This is a genomic window from Sulfuricurvum sp. (genome assembly GCF_023250475.1).
GTDB lineage: Bacteria > Campylobacterota > Campylobacteria > Campylobacterales > Sulfurimonadaceae > Sulfuricurvum.
The window spans coordinates 1-17,975 of record NZ_JAHFAQ010000031.1 but is presented as its reverse complement, the minus strand read 5'-3'; the positions used below and the strand labels follow the sequence as shown (position 1 = coordinate 17,975).

Genomic DNA, 17,975 nt, shown 5'->3' with positions numbered 1-17,975 from the left:
CTCAACCGTCTTAAAGAGGGTATCCGTGTGATTGAGGATATAGCGCGCTATGTTCACAATGACAAGGAACTCTCCACTTCTCTCAAAAATCTTCGACATCTGTGCCGTATCGAACCCATCGAAGAGCTCCTCGCCTCACGCGATAGTGTCAATGATGTACTCCGCCCTACGATGCAAAGTGAGATGAATCGAACCGATCTCCTTTCTATTATAATAGCAAACTACAAAAGAGCGCAAGAATCCTCACGCGTTTTAGAGGAACTATATAAAATAGTAGAGCCTGCTTTGAGTGAGCAATTTAAAACCATCCGCTATGAACTCTATACATTAGAAAAGAAAAACGTACTCGAACTTAGTAACGAGCGTCATTGAAACCCAAGCGCATTGCTATCATTGGAGCGGGTGCGGCCGGACTAATGGCAGCAGATGTTTTGTCTGCGTCAGGGATGAGTGTCGATGTTTATGAATCCAAACCCTCCGTTGGGAGAAAGTTTCTCATGGCGGGCAAAGGGGGATTAAATATCACCCACAATGAGCCTCTGAGTGATTTTATCGGCCGCTACGATAAACCCGATTGGTTAGAGCCTATGATTAGAACTTTTGATCCCTCTATGATAAGAGTCTGGATGAAGAGTTTGGGTGTGGATTCGTTTGTCGGAAGCTCGGGTCTAATATTTCCAACCGAGATGAAAGCGGCACCGCTGTTGCGACGCTGGCTCTCATCTTTGAAAAAACGGGGGGTTCGCGTCCACTGCCGCCATTACTGGAAAGGGTTTGGGGATCAAGGATCTCTGCGATTTGATAGTACCGAGGGCGAAGTTATCGTAACCGCCGATGCTACAATTTTGGCTTTGGGGGGCGGAAGCTGGCCCAGCCTTGGTTCGGATGGGGCATGGGTAAGTATTTTGGGAGCAAAAGGGGTACCCCTCAACCCGCTGTTGCCCTCCAACTGCGGTTTCAAAGCGACGTGGTCGGACTTTATGCAAACGCATTTAGGCTCTCCGTTAAAAAATATCTCGGGTTGGGTTAATAACGATGCCGGCGAAAAGAGCATCAACTCCTCCGAAGCCATTTTAACCTCCTACGGCATTGAGGGGGGATTGATCTATGCCCTCTCGCGTCCGTTACGGGAAAACATTACGAAACACGGCTCGGCGACTCTCTATTTGGACCTTTTGCCCCACATTAGCGAAGCAGATTTAGTATCTCGCCTCACCTCATCAGGCAAGCAATCACGTGATAATACGTGGCGCAAAGGGGGGCTGGATGGTGTTAAAGCGGCTCTCATTCGTGAAACACTGCCCAAAGGGAAATGGAATGACTCCATCAGCGTTGCGGCGTGCGTAAAGAGATATCCCATTACTCTTACGGGGATGCAGCCCATAGAAGAAGCGATCAGTACCGCCGGAGGGGTAATGCGTGAGGGACTGAATGAGAATCTAATGTTCCTCACGCTGCCGAATGTATTTTGTGCAGGGGAAATGCTCGATTGGGATGCGCCCACGGGGGGTTATCTCTTAAGCGGATGTTTTGCCAGCGGAGCGTTTGCGGCACAGGGTGTTTTGGAAACCCTTACATCCTAACACGGATCAGTGACGACACTCTCCGTCATGACAATGGGTTTGTTGCGCAACATACTCTTCGGAAATATGAAGGTTGGTACATGAATTCAGGAGCCCATACAGTTCCATCTCTGCTCCGGTGATATGACAGACTATATTTCCCTCCGCATCGATAAAGACAAACCGCTCGTATTTATGCTCATTCTTTTTAATATGTTGGGAGAAAATAACGTATTCGGCTTTTGTCAGTTCGGGGAAATGGCTGCAGGAGGCGATGTATTTTTCGCACTCCTTATTGATTTTTTTGATTTCCAGAAATTCGGATTGAATCGCATCGCAAAGCACCGGCATCAGGTTCGGCATAACCTCTTTTAAATTATCGTATTTTTCGATCCCCAGCATCTTCTTCTCCCGACTTGGAATTCTATTGATGGAGATAGTATAACGCTTTAGTTCAAATATCGGTAAAATTCCGACACTAACTGATTTAGAAAAGGGCTTTATGCAAACGTTGGCACAATTGCGCTCAGGCGAACTCAAAGGGGTGACGCAACTTACCCTCTGTGAAGACCTCACTTCGTTCCCCGAAGAGATATTCGATCTCTCTAATACGTTGGAAATTTTGGATCTGAGTCACAATCTTCTCAGCGAGCTTCCCGATTTGAGCCGCCTTACCCGACTTCGAATCGCCTTTTTTTCGTATAACCGTTTTGTCAAGCTCCCCTCGTTCATAGGATGCAACAACCTCACGATGTTAGGCTTTAAGGGGAACCAACTTGAAATATTTGATGAAAATATTCTCCCTCACGGGATCAACTGGCTGATTCTGACCGACAACCGCCTCGTAAATCTCCCCCGCTCCATCGGCAAACTTACCAGACTCCAAAAATTTCCCCTTTCCGGAAATCAAATCGAGAAGCTCCCCGAGGAGATGGCAGCGTGCCGAAATCTTGAACTCCTCCGTCTCTCGGCCAACCGCCTCGAAGCCATTCCCTCATGGCTTCTGGAACTCCCCAAACTCTCATGGCTTGCTTTTTCGGGAAATCCGTGCAACAAAACTCAAAAATTCCCCCTCCAAGAAATTGCGTATGATAACTTAGAGATCAAAGAGAAGTTGGGTTCCGGCGCTTCGGGAGATATCTACAAAGCCTATTCACACGTCCATGAAGAAGAGGTAGCCCTCAAACTCTTTAAAGGTGCCATCACAAGCGACGGTTACGCGCATGATGAGATGAATGCCTGCATGAGCGCGGGGGAGCATCCGAATCTCATCAAAGTATTGGCGAAGATCGAAGGGGATGAGCGGCTGGGACTGCTGCTGGAGTATATTCCCGAAATCTACCGCAACCTCGGTCTCCCTCCCGATTTTGAAACCTGTACGCGCGATACGTTCAAAAAGGGAAGTATCCTTAGCGTGGAAATGATTCTCGCCATAGCCAAATCGATCGCCTCCGCTAGCGCCCATCTGCATGAACGCGGCGTAATGCACGGCGATCTCTATGCCCACAACATCCTCATCAGCGATGACCACTGCTATCTGGGAGATTTCGGTGCGGCAAGCTTTTATGAACCGTATCAAAAACGATTCGAGAAGATCGAAGCACGAGCGTTCGGATGCCTCATCGAAGATATGCTCTCGCTCTGCCCCATGAAAGAGGGAGAAGCCTATGTGAGACTGGAGCAGTTACGAGAACAATGTATGAATGAAGCGGTAGAGGAGCGACCGCTTTTCAGGGAGATGGAGTTTTAATCCCTTACGTCGTAATAAACACAACTTCAAATTCGAGATAATTCAACGGATACGTCTCCATCAGTCGTTTTGTCTGGGTAAAATCGAGAACTCTGCGCCCTCCGCTTACTCCGCTACGCTTGATATAGCGAAACATCTCCCGCACCGAATCAAACTCCAGCGTCGTGTGAAGCACTTCAAATTGCGCGTCTACATATTTCTCGGCAATAGTCATCACCTCATCACTGCTTCGAAGCAATGGGGTGACACCCGCAGATTCATGAAGGGTTTTAAAAGTTCCCGCAGTGAAAATCGCCAACGACATAGGGGTGTTTAATGACGACAGAGATTTAAAAACATCGTCTAAATCATCCGCCCACTGCAATGCCGAGGCAGAGTAGATACGATCATATCGCTCCTCTTTCAATCTCTCAAACAATGACGAATCGTTGAAATTTCCCAACACCAATTCGACACTCGGTGACGAAGGATGGTGTTCGAGCATCGAAGCGGAGAAATCAACGCCGACAAAACGATCAACCTCCCAATCGATTAGAGAATGGAGAGTTCCACTTCCGCATCCCAAATCCAAAATGTGCCTTGGTTTATCAAGAGTAGAGGTGATCAGTTTGTCTGCGACTATGCGCTGAATGACATTGCGGCTGCCGTATTCAGCGGCATACTTTGAAAATTCATGGCAGGCATTGCTCATCGGCGGTTAACGACCAATGCGACAATGAAGATACAGAGGAGACACAGAACAATCGCCGCGCCGCTGGGGAGAGAGAAAAGATACGAAGCGCTGAGCCCGATCACTACCGAGATAAGGGCAATAGCGATAGAGAGGAGTGTTGTCGAATAAAAACCCATCCCGAATCGGATCGCGGCGACGGGAGGGATCACCATCAGCGCCCCGATCAGCAATGTCCCGACCACCCGAATCGAGAGGGCGATAATCACCGCAATGACACTAACGAGCATGAAGTTCAGCATTGTGACACGGATACCTCCCGCACGGGCGACATCCTCATCGAAGGCGATAAAATAGAGTTCTTTGAAAAACGCCAACAACAACGCCATTGCCAGCGAGCCGAAAATTCCCATCACCCACAAATCCTGCGTGCTTACCGAGAGAATCGAGCCGAAGAGGTAGCTAAAGAGCGAGGCATTGAACGACCCCGCCATCGAGACGATAACGATGGCAAGGGCGAGAGAACCCGAAAGAAATATGGCAAGTACCGAATCGGAGTACATTCCGTGAACACTGCGAAGATACTCGATCAGCCATGACGCAATGAGCGATGCGACGACCGCCATCCATAGAGGGCTCATCCCAAACAGTAATCCAACAGAGACCCCGACGAGAGAGACGTGTGCCAACGTTTCGCTTAGCAGCGAATAACGCCGAAGAACGATAAACGATCCGCCAACGGAGGCAAGAACGGCAATCATCAACCCCGCGATAAAGGCTCGCTGCATAAAAGGATAGCTTAACATTTCCATCATCATTGCTTCCTAATGGTTATGACACACAACGTGTGCCGGTGTTCCGTAAAGTCGGCTCATCTCATCACACCGAACCACTTCAGCGGGATTTTGGGAGACGAGCAGTGTTTGATTCACAAACAAGACGCGGGTAATATCTTCGGCAATCACCCCGATATCGTGGGTAATAAAAAGGATAGACATTTTTTTGGTGCGGTTAAGGGTACGGAGAAGTTCATAAAAACGGTGCTGAGATTCGACATCGACTCCGGTGTTGGGTTCATCGACGATCAGGACATCGGGTTTGGACGCCAACGCCCGGGCAATCATCACCCGCTGACGCTGTCCACCGGAGAGATTGCCGATCAAACGCTCAGATAAATCGCTGACCCCCATCAGCTCCATCGCCTCATGTATGGCGGCTTTGTCGTCGTCCGATTCAAATCCCAGTATCCCCCGCACGGCATACCGTCCCATTCCAACCACTTCACGCACGGTGGCGGGAAAAGTGCTGTCCACCAGCGCCGAACGCTGAGGGACATACCCGATACGGTTCCAAGCACGAAAGCGGTTTTGAGGCGTACCGAAAAGGCGGATACTCCCCGATGTCGACTTTTCCAGCCCCAATAATAACCGGACAAGGGTTGTTTTCCCTCCGCCGTTGGGACCGATGATCGCACAATACTCCCCCGGCAAAATTTGAAATGTCGCCCCTTTGAGAACAAGGTTCCCGTGCCGCTCAAAATTGAGGTTGGTTACGTCAAAAAGGCTGGGGGAGAATTTCAACGGCACTCCATCGCTTCGCGCAATTTTTTCAGATTCTCACGCATAATCGTAAGATAAGTTTGATGCGATTTTAACTCATCTTCACTAATATTCTCTAACGGCTGGAGGCTTTGAGCCTTTAGTCCCGTCTCACGGGCAATCGTTTGAGAGACGTTATCGTTGATAAACTCCTCAAAAAAAATCGTTTTTACCCCGTGCTCTTTTACCGTTGCGATAATATCGGCAATATTTTTAGCACTTGGCTGCTCATCGGAAGAGAGGCCGATGACCGATACATTTTCAAGCGTGTTCGCACGGGCAAGATAGCCAAAAGCGTCATGGTTCGAGACAAGAGTGCGGTTTTTACACTCTGCAAGAGCCGATGTGTACTCCGATTTGAGCTTTTGAAGTTCTCCGATGTAGGTGGCGGCATTGCCGTGAAATATCTCCGCTTTGGCAGGAGCAAGTTTGGAAAACTCCCCATCCAACGTTTGGGTCATTTTAATCATATTATCAATATCGAGCCAATAATGGGGATCATATGCGCCGTGATGGTGTCCCTCTTGGGCGTGTTCCTCATGCTTATCGCTTTTTTCTAACGCAACATGCTGGCTCATATCGATAACCTGCATCGATTTTGGAAAGGTATTTTTGAGATTCTCCGCCCAACTCTCGAATCCCGCACCGTTATAAACGAATAAAGCCGATTTGGAGATATCGGCTACCTGCGTAGGATTGGGGGAAAACATATGCGGATCGGTTCCCAGCGGAATAATCGGATGAATCGCCAATGAATCTCCCGCAACCGTACGGGCAATTTCATACAATGAAAACGTACTCACCGATACAACCGGTTTATTTTGGGTTGCCGTCTCTCTCATATGCGGTTTTGAAGAAAAAAAACTCACCCCTATAACGATTGCGGCGATCACTCCGCCAAAAACTATCAGTCGTTTTGTCACCATTCTGTTCATCTTTCTTTGACACTCTATGCCGTATTTAGGATTTTTTATTTTATCAATATATATTGTGAATATCATTAACTATTTGCGCACTTACCATATCAAACGCCCTATCACCCGAAATAAACAAAGTAATAGGCTATGGAAGAGACAAGAACAGCCGCGATATAGGCCAACTTTTTCTTATGGGTACATTCATTACACATACTGTTTTCCTTTTAAAGATACTATTTTAGTCACAATCTCTTTAAAAGCTGGCTTCATTCGCCTGTTATCTACACTATGCTATAATCGCGAACTTTTTTAAAAATCAAGGATTAACATGACAGGTATACTGCTCATCGTGCAGATCGTTTTGGTCGTTATGATCACCATCGCGGTACTGCTCCAAAAAAGCTCAAGCATCGGTTTGGGTGCTTACAGCGGCTCAAATGAATCAGTCTTCGGAGCTAAAGGACCGGGAAGCTTTTTGGCTAAAGTAACCTTTTTTCTCGGATTTGTTTTTATCGTGAATACGGTTGCGTTAGGCTATTTTTATGCTCAGCAAAAAAACGCGTCCGTAGTCGACTCCATGGTTGAACAAACCGAAGTGAGCGCTCCGACGATCAATATCGTTAACGATGCCAACACCACCAAATAAGACGAAGGGGAATTTCATGTTAAACGAAGTGTATCAATTTTGTGAAGAGAAGATGCAAGGGAGCTGTGAGCACTTGCTCAGCAACTTTCGCACACTCCGCACAGGACGTGTCACCACTAAAATATTGGATAATGTTCGTGTCGATAACTACGGCTCACTCACTCCGATCGATCAAGCTGCGAGTGTTTTAGCAACCGACGCAACAACGATCACCATCTCTCCATGGGACAAATCGATGCTTAGCGTTATCGAAAAAGCGATCATGAAAGCCGATATCGGTGTTAATCCGAACAACAACGGAACCGAAATCAAGCTTTTCTTCCCTGCGATGACGGTAGATCAGCGTCAAGAGACGGCAAAAAAAGCCAAAGGGATGGCTGAAGATGCGAAAGTAGCGGTACGTAATGACCGTAAAAAAGCAAACGACAAAATCAAAGTCCTCGAAAAAGATAAACTCGTAACTGCCGATGAATCCAAATCGGCTCAAGACCAAGTTCAAAAAATCACCGATAAATACATTGCAAAAATCGAAGAGTTGCTCAAAAGTAAAGAGCAAGATATCTTGACGGTATAACCATGGACGTAAAAGCTATTTATATGAATGCCAATGCCATGCTAGAGGGGCATTTCAAACTCAGTTCAGGCAACCACTCGCAGTACTATCTCCAATCGGCGAAAGTACTCGAAGACCCTAAAACGGCAAAACTCCTTGCCGATGCGTTGGGTGACAAGATCAAAGCAAACGGAATCGAAATCGATACCGTATGTGCACCGGCACTCGGCGGTTTGATCGCAGGATTTGCCCTCGCGACCGCACTCGATAAGCGCTCGATTTTCGCAGAACGTGTCAACAGCGAGATGCAGATCCGCCGCGGGTTTGAGATCACTCCGGGCGAGAGAGTCCTCATCTGTGAAGACATCATCACGACCGGCGGTTCTGCCATGGAAGCGGCCAAAGCTATCGAAGCCCTCGGCGGCGTCATTGTCGGTTTTGCAGCTCTTGCCAACCGCGGTTTTTGCAAACGCGAGGGGAGTGCCTTGGAGCGTAAAGTAAACTGCGCACTGCCAAGCGACAAACCTCTTTTTGCATTGGCTGACTTCGATTTCGAGATGTACGCACCGGATAACTGTCCCTTATGTGCGGATGGAAGCGAAGCGATTAAACCGGGGTCACGGGGAAATTAATGTCTGCTAATCCGGAAAGATTTAAAGTCGATATGCCGCACCTGCAAAAGGTGCAGCGAACGCTTCGTAAAGCGGGAAACATTTTCCCCAATGAAAAAGAGCTGATCGCTACGTTAGAAGATTTGATTATCAAGGCGCAGGACGACACCTCCCTTAACACCTACTACAATATGGCAAACTATCTCAAACAGCGCGTTCGTGAGCTCAAGGCCAATCTCCCTAAGCCCGTAGAAGAGATCGACCTCGCTCTCGAAGATCTTGAGTGGTCCATCCGCTATCTTCAGTGGCTGGTTACCGATCAGCCTAAAGAGTCATAACTCGCACGTAAGAGCTTCCGAGACCAAGCGTGCCGCCACCTCTTTTTTCCCGTCAATCGTAATGGTGATCGGGAGTCCGCGCAAAGCGCGTTTCTCTTCCAAACTCACCACTTTTACCACAAGTTTGATCTTCGGCGCATAGCGGATTATTGTTTCACAGATAAGTCTCTTCTTATCAAGATTATCGAGAGTAATGATAACACTGACCGAATCTTTGGTACAGAGTTTGTCTAAAATAGCCGTTTTGGACATATCCCCGAAATAGACCTCTTGATGATCCCGCAAAGCCTCTTGAACGTGTTTGTAGCTGTTATCCGCGACAACATAGTCGACTCCCGATGCTCGCAGCTCTTTGGCGACAAATTTACCCACAACGCCGTATCCGCACACAATAATATGGTTATGTCGTCCCGGTAGCATCGCAAACGTTTCAGTTACGCTGATATCTTTGAAAAAATAGCTGCTGATGCGCGACAGATTGGTCAGAATAAACGGGGTAGCTATGATCGAGAGAACGACTACCAGTACCAAAATTTGCGAGAGTTCGTCCGGAATCAGCTTATGATTTCCCGCTAAAGCGAATATCGCAAATGAAAACTCCCCCACCTGCGAGAGGGCAATCGCTGTTTTAAACGCGATTTTGGCCTGGGTCTTAATACGGATAACCCAAAAAATCACAATCGCTTTGACCGCTAAAACAACCAATAAAATGGCCATGATATCATCGAAATGGGTAACAAACAGGGCCAAATCGATCTTCATCCCGACCGTGACAAAAAAGGTTCCCAGCAACAAATCTTTGAATGGAGCAATGTCCGATTCGACTTTATGGTGGTAGCGGGTTTCGGCAATAATCATCCCTGCGACAAATGCTCCGAGCGAATAGGTAAAACCGGCATACGAAGCAAGAAGCGATGAGGCAACCACAATCACCAAAACCGATCCCATAAACAATTCATCCACTTCACTGGACGAAGAGAAATGCAGCAGCCAGGTCATCACCCGTTTTCCGACGATAAAAAGTGATCCGAGAATAACCACCGCACTGACCGCCGTTTGGAGCAAAACATCCCCGATATCTTTGCCGTTTGAGCTTAAAAACCCAATCAAAATCAAAATCGGAATGACGGCAAGATCCTGAAAAATCAAAATACCGGTCGCTTTTTGACCGTAGGGGCGGGCAATCTCTTTGGTCGATTTAAGATAGCTCAGTACTACAGCGGTCGAGGAGAGCGACAGCGCCATCGCTATAATAAGTGCCGTTGCGAGCGAGATTCCGAGTACTCCGTACGCAATCGCAAAAAAAATAACGGCGGAAAGGAGCACCTGAAACGATCCGTTGAAAAAGACATCGTTTTTCATCGTGGAAAGACGCTGAAGGGAGACTTCGAGCCCGATCGTAAACATTAAAAAAACCACCCCGAACTCGGCAATCATCTCCAATGTATGGGAATCGGCCATGTGCCGCAGATCAAATCCGTAGGCTACCGTTACCCCGGTCAAAATGTAGCCGATAATCTGAGAAATTCCGAATCGTTTTAAAACAAGATTAACAACTATAGAGAATCCTAACGCTATCGTGACGTAATATAGAGCAGATTCCATTGATTTCCATTTTTCAAACGTTTTTATAAGTCTTAAAAGTATATAATACGTTCCTTAAGAAGAGCGGCAATTTGTCGACGTTTTGGATCATCACGACCCATTTAACCCCATCGTAAAAACGCTAAAAGCTAAGGAATGATTCAATGACCAAATATATTTTTGTAACCGGCGGAGTTCTAAGTTCACTTGGAAAAGGGATTACGGCAGCCAGTATCGGCGCACTCCTCAAACACTCCGGCAAACAAGTCGGCATGCTCAAAATCGATCCGTACATCAATGTCGATCCGGGAACGATGAGTCCCTTAGAGCACGGTGAAGTATTTGTTACCAAAGACGGTGCCGAAACCGATTTGGATATCGGAAACTATGAGCGGTTCCTTGATACCTCTTTTTTACGCACCAGCAACTTCACGACTGGACAGGTTTACAGCTCGGTTATCGAGCGTGAACGCAGCGGCGGGTATTTGGGTCAAACGATTCAAGTCGTCCCACACATCGTCGGAGAAATCGTCGATCGGATCAAAAAAGCGGGTGAGGGGCATGAGATTCTTGTCGTTGAACTCGGCGGTACCGTAGGGGACATCGAAGGGCTTCCGTTCATGGAGGCAATTCGAACCATGAAACATGATGACGAGGTTGAGGGGACATTTTTTATCCACGTAACCCTTATCCCGTTCATCAAAGCCGCCGGTGAGCACAAAAGCAAACCGACCCAACACTCGGTTCAGGAACTTCGCCGTATCGGGATCACTCCGCAGATGATTATCGCCCGTAGTGAAGAAAAACTCCCGAAAACTTTTAAAAAGAAACTTGCCCTCGCCTGTGACGTCAGCGGTGACAGTATCATCGAAGCGATGGACGAGCAAACCATTTACGCCGTACCGCTCAGCTTTTTACAACAAAATATTCTTGCTCCGATCAGCAAAGAGCTGGGGTTGGGCGAACTCAAACCCGATATGGAACAATGGGATTCATTGGTCAAAAAAATCGTCTCTCCGAAATACCACGTCACAATCGCTTTCGTCGGTAAATATTTGGAGCTCAAAGAGTCGTACAAATCATTGATCGAAGCGCTCATCCACTCGGGAGCCCATCTCGATACCCGCGTTGCGATCCACTGGGTTGACAGTGAAAAAATCGAGACTCAAGGGGCTGAGACACTTCTACGCGACTGTGATTCGGTTCTCGTAGCGGGAGGTTTCGGCAACCGAGGCGTCGAGGGGAAAATCGAAGCGATCCGTTATGCCCGTGAAAACAAAATTCCGTATTTGGGGATCTGTCTTGGGATGCAACTTTCGGTCGTCGAATATGCCCGTAATGTCCTCGGATATGAGGATGCCAACTCGATTGAATTTAATCCAACGACAACCCATCCGATGATCTACTTGATCGATAATTTCATCGACCAATCGGGCGAAACACAGCTGCGGACACATCGCTCCCCGATGGGGGGGACGCTCCGTTTGGGCGAATATCCGTGTGAAACCAAAGAAGGCTCAAACCTCCGCGCCGCCTATAACAACGAAGCCCTTATCTATGAGCGCCATCGTCACCGTTACGAAGCAAATCCGACCTACCGCGAAGCACTCGAAAATGCGGGGATGGTCGTAACCGGAGAGTCTCACGGACTGATCGAAGCGGTTGAAATTCCGGAGCATCCTTGGTTTTTAGGGGTACAGTTCCATCCTGAGTTCACCTCTCGTCTCCAAAGCCCGAATGCCTCTATTCTCGGATTTGTGAAAGCGACATTCTCGCATGCAAACCCAAATCCTGCCTGAGGTTCCCCTTCTCGATCATGCAATGCTCGGGAGTTTTTTAGCGCGCCGATTTGAAGCGCAGAGCGAAAAACTCTCCGATATTCCCCACCCGAATCATCTTAAAGATGCCCAAAAAGGCTCTGAGCGTTTAGCCAGAGCTATTCGCAATAAAGAGCGTATCGCATTGGTCGGAGATTACGATGTCGACGGCGTTACCTCCACCGCCATCGTCAAACGTTTTTTTGACCTCATCCCCTACCCCCTCATCACAACGATACCAAACCGATTTACCGACGGATACGGGGTCTCTAAAAATGTCTTGGAACGTTTAGATGCGGATGTCATATTTACCGTTGACAACGGGATCAATGCCATCGAAGCGGCCGAGGTTTGCAAGATAAGAGGGATCGATCTGATTATTACCGATCACCACACTCCCGGGGATGTGCTCCCCGATGCCTATGCGATCATCAATCCCAAACAAAGCGACTGCCCCTACCCGTTTAAGGAGATTTGCGGTGCGCAGGTGGGATGGCTCCTAATGGGGCTCCTCAAACAAGAGCTGGGGCTCTCCATCGATATGCGGCAATTTTTCCCGTTTCTCTCTCTCGCGATTATAGCCGATGTAATGCCGCTTGTGGGAAGCAATCGCGCGATTGTCAAAACGGGTCTGGAGATGATGCAGACGTCATCTCTCTCGCCCTTTGTCCTCATCCGTGATTTCCTGAACCGCTCCTCCGTCTCCTCCGAAGATATCGCGTTTCAAATCGCTCCGCGCCTCAATTCAGCCGGACGGCTTGAAGATGCTTCAATCGCTTTGGATTTTCTATTAGCCGACACGACCGAAAAAGCCTACCATCAATTCGAACTCCTCACCGCGCTCAATACCCTCCGCAAAGAGACCGAAGCTCAAACGACGGCGCATGCAATGCTGCACGTCAAATCCGAAGACCCGATCATTGTAGTAGCCGGTGAGCATTGGAACGAAGGGGTCGTAGGGATTGTCGCCTCCCGCCTCGTCAGCCATTTTCAAAAGCCCGCTATAGTACTAAGCATCCACAACGGCATAGCCAAAGGTTCAGGACGAAGCATCGGCAATGTCGATCTCTATTCTCTCATCAAATCCCAAGAACATCATCTGCAAAAATTCGGCGGTCATAAAATGGCGGCAGGGCTTTCGATGAGTTCAGAAGCCGTTGAAAAATTTCAACAAGGGATCAACGAATCGGCTCGTCTGATCGAAGCGAAAGATTTTATCCCTGTAAACGATATTATCGGAGAACTTAGACAGGAGATGATCAATTTAGGTCTTTTGGAATTGCTGGAACAATTCGAGCCTTACGGCGAGGGGAATCCCCGTCCCCGTTTTTTGATCCGAGAAGCCGATGTTGTGACGGTAAAACTCTTCGGCAGCGATCAGTCCCACAGTCGTTTGGAACTGCGGCCCTCGAAGCTCAGCCCGAAGACACTTGAACTGATTGCGTTCCGACGGACACTGGAATGTCCGGAGAATAAAAAAATCTCCTGCAGCTATACGGTCAACAAAAACGAGTGGAACGGACGTGTCTCACTCCAACTTATGCTAGAGAGAATATTTTGATCCTACGAATACTCGTCTTATCCCTTATCACCCTTTATCTAAGCGGCTGCAGCACTCCCAAAGATGCGTTGCCCTATCCGCTCACGATAAGCGAAGAGGGGCTAGGCTCGATCCATCCGAACACCCCGTTTAATCAGCTAAATTCCTCTCTTAGCGGCTTTACCTTCGAGAAACTGAGTCGGGTTTCTCCGGATCAGAACCAACTTATCTTTCAACTAAAACGGGGGAAAATGCTCATCGCGGATATTGTCTCTGACTCCTCCGGAAAAAAAATTGCCGAAATTCAGATCGTATCTCCTCTCATTAAAAACAAGAACCACCAAGGTTTGGGAGACCAACTCCCTATGAGCAAAACGCTCCGCTGCAAGAATGATCTGTGTTATTATGAAAACGAGCCTTCCCTACACTACCGAATCGATCTAAATACGCAAATCATTCAAGAAATAACCTTTTCACGGCTATAATACGACATGGACACATTTTTTATTGAATTTCGCGATCCCCTTTTCGGGATCGTCGTCTTTTTTATCCTCCTTTTTATCCTCTCCTTTTTAAGCTATTGGTGGGGACGGTACAAAGCAGCCAAAGAGCATACGGATCTGGAATCTTTTCTGGGAAAATTTGAATCGCTCGGCGAAGGGGAAAAACTGACCGAGCAGGTTCAAACCAACTCCCTGACCAGCGAATCATGGTTGCTGTTGGCGCAAAGTTTCGAGCATCAGGGAAATTACGAAAAAAGTGTCGAGATCTATCACGCACTTCTTTCAAAGAACCGTGACCCGATTTTCCAAAAAGATGCTCTCCTGCTGTTGGGGAAAAGTTTTTTCAAAGCCGGTTTTTTAGAACGTGCACGCCAAACATTCCTCCAAATCCTCCATAATTCACCCCGCACACCGCAGGCATTGCATTTCCTGATTCTCATTTATGAGCATCTTCAACAATACGACAAAGCGCTGGAGGTTATGGAATCTCTGGAAGAACTCTCCCCCGCTACACTCAATGAACGGCTTTATCTCGAATGCCGGATTCTGCTCAATGATCACCGCATCGATACCGATGAAAAAGCTCAAAAGCTGATCGATCTCTACACCGCCCACTATCAGCTGGGATACATGATTTTCGAATGGCTCTTCAGCTACCGCCCGATACTCGCCTGGCGCCATTTCGATCAATCTCTGAGCCAGCGGCTGAGCGATATTTTATGGCGCCTCAGAGATGAAAATCTTGATTTGGATATAATTGCAAACAATACTTTCTTACGCGAATTATTCAGTGCAAAAGGTTCCGTCGATCTCTCTGAGGGGAGTTCGATTTTCGAACTCGATATCCTAATCGCCCTTCGTCGCTCCGGCAACGCTAAAGCGACACTGCAATTTGAATATTCATGTGATAAATGTAACGTGATCTCATTTTTGCCGTTTCACCGCTGTCCTCACTGTCATGCGATTGATTCGCTGCAGAGCATTATGAATCTCTCAAAGGAACGATTTGAAGAAAATAACTCTCTTCAGTGACGGCTCAGCACTGGGTAACCCCGGACCCGGCGGGTTTGGAGCTATTTTACGCTACGGCGATAAAGAGCGGATTATCCGAGGAGGAGAAGCCCATACGACCAATAATCGTATGGAGCTGCTTGGAGTGATCGAAGGACTTCGTGCGATCAAAGAACCGTGCGAAGTAACGGTTATTTCGGATTCAAGCTATGTTATCAAAGGGATCAACGAGTGGCTGGAGGGGTGGATCAAACGCAACTTTGCCAAAGTCAAAAATCCCGATCTGTGGAATGAGTACATCAAAGTCTCGAAACCTCACCGTATTAACGGCGTATGGGTTCGCGGACATAACGGACACATTGAAAATGAACAATGCGACCAAATCGCCCGCGAAGAGGCGGAAAAATTTAAACAAGGATTGAGTAACTAATGGATAACTTATATGCCCTGCAAGAGCGTTTAGGGTACACATTCCAAAACAAAGAGCTCCTTATTGAAGCGCTGACGCATAAAAGCTACAAACAGCCCTACAATAATGAGCGACTTGAGTTTTTGGGAGATGCGGTACTCGATTTGATCGTCGGCGAATATCTATACACAAAGTTTCGTGGATATGACGAGGGTAAACTCTCGAAAATGCGCGCTTCGCTCGTCAATGAGGGGGGATTTACCTCTCTCGCGACCCATCTCAAACTGGGGGAGCACATCTTTCTCTCCAACGCCGAGGAGAACAACAGCGGACGGACAAAAAGCTCTCTCCTCTCCAATGCATTCGAGGCGGTGATGGGGGCGATGTACCTTGAAACCGGTTTGGGTAAAGTGCAAGAGATTACGATATCTCTTCTCGAGCAAGTTCACCCCGATATTTCGCTCGACTCCCTCTTTAAAGATTACAAAACCTCTCTCCAAGAGCTGACACAAGCCCATTACGGAACGACACCCGAATATCAGCTCATCGCGGCACACGGACCCGACCATAAAAAAGAGTTTGAAATTGCCGTTCTCATCGACGGCAAACGGTACGCTTCCGCGCAAGGGAAAAGTAAAAAGCAGGCTCAGCAAGAAGCAGCGCAGATTGCTCTTGAAATGCTCTCAAAGGAACTTAAATGAATCGGTTCGGGGAACGCTTTACAATTACCACCTTCGGTGAATCGCACGGAAAAGCGATCGGCTGTGTCCTCGACGGTGTCCCTGCCGGCCTATTGATCGATGAAGCCTTTATCCAAAGCGAACTGGACCGCCGCAAACCGGGACAGAATGAGTTTGCAACCGCCCGCAAAGAAGAGGATAAAGTCGAGATCCTCAGCGGTGTATTTGAGGGACTCAGTACCGGAACTCCGATCACCCTAGTCATCTATAACACCGACCAAAAAAGCGGCGACTACTCCAACGTCAAAGATATCTTCCGTCCGGGGCATGCCGATTTTACCTATTTTCACAAATACGGTCTGCGTGATTACCGCGGCGGCGGCCGCTCTAGTGCACGCGAAACTGCAGCGCGCGTTGCAGGGGGTGCGGTGGCAAAATTGATGCTCAAATCTCTTGGGATAGAGTTTGCGAGCGGTATCAGCGCCATCCACGGGATCCAAGCGCAGAATCTCGATTTCTCCTATCCTCGAAATAGCCCTATTTATGCCCTTGATCCAACCGTTGAAGAGGCCCAAAAAGCCGCTATCTTGGAAGCAAAAAATACCCATGATTCGGTGGGCGGTGTCGCAACAATCAAAATTTCGGGTCTTCCGATCGGTTTGGGGCAAGGACTTTATTACAAACTCGATGCCGTATTGGCAGAGACGATGATGGGGATCAATGCCGTCAAAGCGGTAGAGATCGGAGAAGGGATTCACAGCACAGAGCTTCTTGCCAGTCAAAACAACGATCCGATAACCCCGGAGGGATTTAAATCCAACCACGCCGGGGGAATTTTAGGGGGGATGAGCAACGGTGACGATGTCCTTCTCCGTGTCCATTTCAAACCTACCCCGTCGATTTTTATCGATCAAGAGAGTATCAATACCGATAATGAAAGTGTCCACGTCTCCCTCAAAGGGAGACACGATCCTTGTGTCGCGATACGCGGCTCCGTCGTTGCGGAGTCGATGGCGGCACTGGTATGTGCCGATATGGTACTGCTGAATATGGGTTCTACGATGAACGCCATCAAGAAGTACTACGCTTAAGATTTTTTTCGCTACCATAGATAATCTTATCAAAAAGGTTTTTCCGTGGCAAGCACTCAAAACTGCTACCTCCTCGATACCTCCGTTATCCTTGATGACCCTACCAATATTTTACGAATTAGCGATGAGAACCACAACGGTATTCTCATTACTAATATTGTTTTAGCCGAGCTTAACAGCAAAAAAGATGACATGCGCTCCGAAGCGGGGTTTCAGGCACGCGAATTTTTCCGTCTTGCCGATGCGGCATGGGGAGAACCGATCAGTTCCGTAGAACTTCCGCTGTGCGTACGAGACCGTATCGATCTTGCCCTCTGTCAAAATGACCGCTATTACCGCTTGTCATTGAACTTTGACCGCTCGCTTCACGGCGGAGAAGAGGCCAATCTCATCGATCTCTATATCGTCCACCGCGAACACTACCGTGTTGCCCACAACTTTTCCGAACCCAAAGGGATCAATGACGCCAAGATCGGTGAAATCGCCGATGATTACGATCTTATTCTCCTCTCGAACGATATGTCGTTTCGGATTGCCGCAGAGATACGCGGGATCCGTACCCAAAGTATCCGCAACAGCAGTGTCGAAGCACCCGAACGAATTGATTTTACCTATACCTATGAATACGAAGAAACTCCCTCTATCCCATCGGAGGTAGAACACCATAATTTTGACCAAATCACATTTGTCCAAAA

The 17,975-nt window shown here is 47.9% G+C and carries 21 protein-coding genes; 15 read left to right on the top strand and 6 right to left on the bottom strand.

All coding sequences use genetic code 11. The features are described 5' to 3' along the window. On the top strand, positions 1 to 372 hold a 372-nt coding region (locus Q0C19_RS04710; RefSeq protein ID WP_295053255.1), incomplete at its 5' end, for a thiamine-phosphate pyrophosphorylase. Continuing rightward, positions 369 to 1,583, top strand: coding sequence for a TIGR03862 family flavoprotein (locus tag Q0C19_RS04705; RefSeq protein WP_295053253.1), 1,215 nt, complete (start codon positions 369 to 371; stop codon positions 1,581 to 1,583). The genes Q0C19_RS04710 and Q0C19_RS04705, both read left to right, overlap by 4 nt. Before the next feature lie 6 nt (positions 1,584 to 1,589). On the opposite strand, the gene Q0C19_RS04700 is transcribed toward Q0C19_RS04705, so the two are convergent. Beyond that, positions 1,590 to 1,964 carry a hypothetical protein gene (locus Q0C19_RS04700; RefSeq protein WP_295053251.1) on the bottom strand — a complete coding sequence of 125 codons (375 nt, stop codon included), beginning with the start codon at positions 1,962 to 1,964 and terminating at the stop codon, positions 1,590 to 1,592. Between the two features lie 100 nt (positions 1,965 to 2,064). Between Q0C19_RS04700 and Q0C19_RS04695 the strand changes: the two genes are divergently transcribed. Further along, positions 2,065 to 3,312, top strand: coding sequence for a leucine-rich repeat-containing protein kinase family protein (locus tag Q0C19_RS04695; protein ID WP_295053249.1), 1,248 nt, complete (start codon positions 2,065 to 2,067; stop codon positions 3,310 to 3,312). A 4-nt stretch (positions 3,313 to 3,316) separates the two neighbouring features. Here the strand turns inward: Q0C19_RS04695 and Q0C19_RS04690 are convergent, their stop codons facing one another. From Q0C19_RS04690 to Q0C19_RS04675, 4 genes are read right to left on the bottom strand one after another with little or no spacing between them, the layout of a single operon-like run. Further along, positions 3,317 to 4,003, bottom strand: coding sequence for a methyltransferase domain-containing protein (locus Q0C19_RS04690; protein ID WP_295053247.1), 687 nt, complete (start codon positions 4,001 to 4,003; stop codon positions 3,317 to 3,319). Then, positions 4,000 to 4,797, bottom strand: coding sequence for a metal ABC transporter permease (locus Q0C19_RS04685; protein ID WP_295053245.1), 798 nt, complete (start codon positions 4,795 to 4,797; stop codon positions 4,000 to 4,002). The genes Q0C19_RS04690 and Q0C19_RS04685 overlap by 4 nt, the downstream gene beginning before the upstream one ends. A gap of 9 nt (positions 4,798 to 4,806) precedes the next feature. Then, positions 4,807 to 5,568, bottom strand: coding sequence for a metal ABC transporter ATP-binding protein (locus tag Q0C19_RS04680; protein ID WP_366822903.1), 762 nt, complete (start codon positions 5,566 to 5,568; stop codon positions 4,807 to 4,809). After that, positions 5,559 to 6,506: a zinc ABC transporter substrate-binding protein gene (locus tag Q0C19_RS04675; protein WP_295053241.1), complete on the bottom strand. Its 948-nt coding sequence runs from the start codon at positions 6,504 to 6,506 to the stop codon at positions 5,559 to 5,561. Before Q0C19_RS04675 ends, Q0C19_RS04680 begins: the two co-directional genes overlap by 10 nt. Positions 6,507 to 6,825: 319 nt before the next feature. Between Q0C19_RS04675 and secG the strand changes: the two genes are divergently transcribed. The 4 genes from secG to Q0C19_RS04655 are packed head-to-tail and all read left to right on the top strand — an operon-like array spanning position 6,826 to position 8,645. Next, positions 6,826 to 7,143, top strand: a complete 318-nt coding sequence (gene secG / locus Q0C19_RS04670) for a preprotein translocase subunit SecG (RefSeq protein ID WP_295053239.1) — start codon at positions 6,826 to 6,828, stop codon at positions 7,141 to 7,143. 16 nt (positions 7,144 to 7,159) lie between these two features. Next, the gene (frr, locus tag Q0C19_RS04665; protein WP_295053237.1) at positions 7,160 to 7,717 is read left to right on the top strand and encodes a ribosome recycling factor; all 558 of its coding nucleotides are present in this window, start codon (positions 7,160 to 7,162) and stop codon (positions 7,715 to 7,717) included. A gap of 2 nt (positions 7,718 to 7,719) precedes the next feature. Then, positions 7,720 to 8,328 carry an orotate phosphoribosyltransferase gene (pyrE, locus tag Q0C19_RS04660; protein ID WP_295053235.1) on the top strand — a complete coding sequence of 203 codons (609 nt, stop codon included), beginning with the start codon at positions 7,720 to 7,722 and terminating at the stop codon, positions 8,326 to 8,328. Further along, positions 8,328 to 8,645, top strand: coding sequence for a hypothetical protein (locus tag Q0C19_RS04655; protein WP_295053233.1), 318 nt, complete (start codon positions 8,328 to 8,330; stop codon positions 8,643 to 8,645). The genes pyrE and Q0C19_RS04655 overlap by 1 nt, the downstream gene beginning before the upstream one ends. On the opposite strand, the gene Q0C19_RS04650 is transcribed toward Q0C19_RS04655, so the two are convergent. Next, on the bottom strand, positions 8,640 to 10,250 hold the full coding sequence (locus tag Q0C19_RS04650) for a cation:proton antiporter (RefSeq protein ID WP_295053231.1): 1,611 nt from the start codon (positions 10,248 to 10,250) through the stop codon (positions 8,640 to 8,642). The genes Q0C19_RS04655 and Q0C19_RS04650 overlap by 6 nt on opposite strands. Before the next feature lie 143 nt (positions 10,251 to 10,393). Between Q0C19_RS04650 and Q0C19_RS04645 the strand changes: the two genes are divergently transcribed. The 8 genes from Q0C19_RS04645 to Q0C19_RS04610 all read left to right on the top strand — a co-directional run. Then, positions 10,394 to 12,028, top strand: a complete 1,635-nt coding sequence (locus tag Q0C19_RS04645) for a CTP synthase (RefSeq protein WP_295053230.1) — start codon at positions 10,394 to 10,396, stop codon at positions 12,026 to 12,028. Further along, positions 12,006 to 13,607, top strand: coding sequence for a single-stranded-DNA-specific exonuclease RecJ (gene recJ / locus Q0C19_RS04640; protein WP_295053228.1), 1,602 nt, complete (start codon positions 12,006 to 12,008; stop codon positions 13,605 to 13,607). The genes Q0C19_RS04645 and recJ overlap by 23 nt, the downstream gene beginning before the upstream one ends. After that, a complete protein-coding gene (locus Q0C19_RS04635; protein ID WP_295053226.1) occupies positions 13,604 to 14,071 on the top strand; it encodes a hypothetical protein in 468 nt (155 codons plus the stop codon). Before recJ ends, Q0C19_RS04635 begins: the two co-directional genes overlap by 4 nt. A 6-nt stretch (positions 14,072 to 14,077) precedes the next feature. Further along, positions 14,078 to 15,121, top strand: a complete 1,044-nt coding sequence (locus Q0C19_RS04630) for a tetratricopeptide repeat protein (RefSeq protein WP_295053224.1) — start codon at positions 14,078 to 14,080, stop codon at positions 15,119 to 15,121. Next, a complete protein-coding gene (gene rnhA / locus Q0C19_RS04625; RefSeq protein ID WP_295053222.1) occupies positions 15,096 to 15,530 on the top strand; it encodes a ribonuclease HI in 435 nt (144 codons plus the stop codon). Before Q0C19_RS04630 ends, rnhA begins: the two co-directional genes overlap by 26 nt. Next, complete coding sequence (gene rnc / locus Q0C19_RS04620; RefSeq protein WP_295053220.1) at positions 15,530 to 16,210, top strand: ribonuclease III; 681 nt, start codon at positions 15,530 to 15,532, stop codon at positions 16,208 to 16,210. Before rnhA ends, rnc begins: the two co-directional genes overlap by 1 nt. Beyond that, entirely contained in the window at positions 16,207 to 17,280 is a 1,074-nt protein-coding gene (gene aroC / locus Q0C19_RS04615; protein WP_295053218.1) for a chorismate synthase, read from the top strand. Before rnc ends, aroC begins: the two co-directional genes overlap by 4 nt. 45 nt (positions 17,281 to 17,325) lie before the next feature. Further along, a partial coding sequence (locus Q0C19_RS04610; protein WP_295053216.1) for a PIN domain-containing protein occupies positions 17,326 to 17,975 on the top strand: 650 nt, incomplete at its 3' end.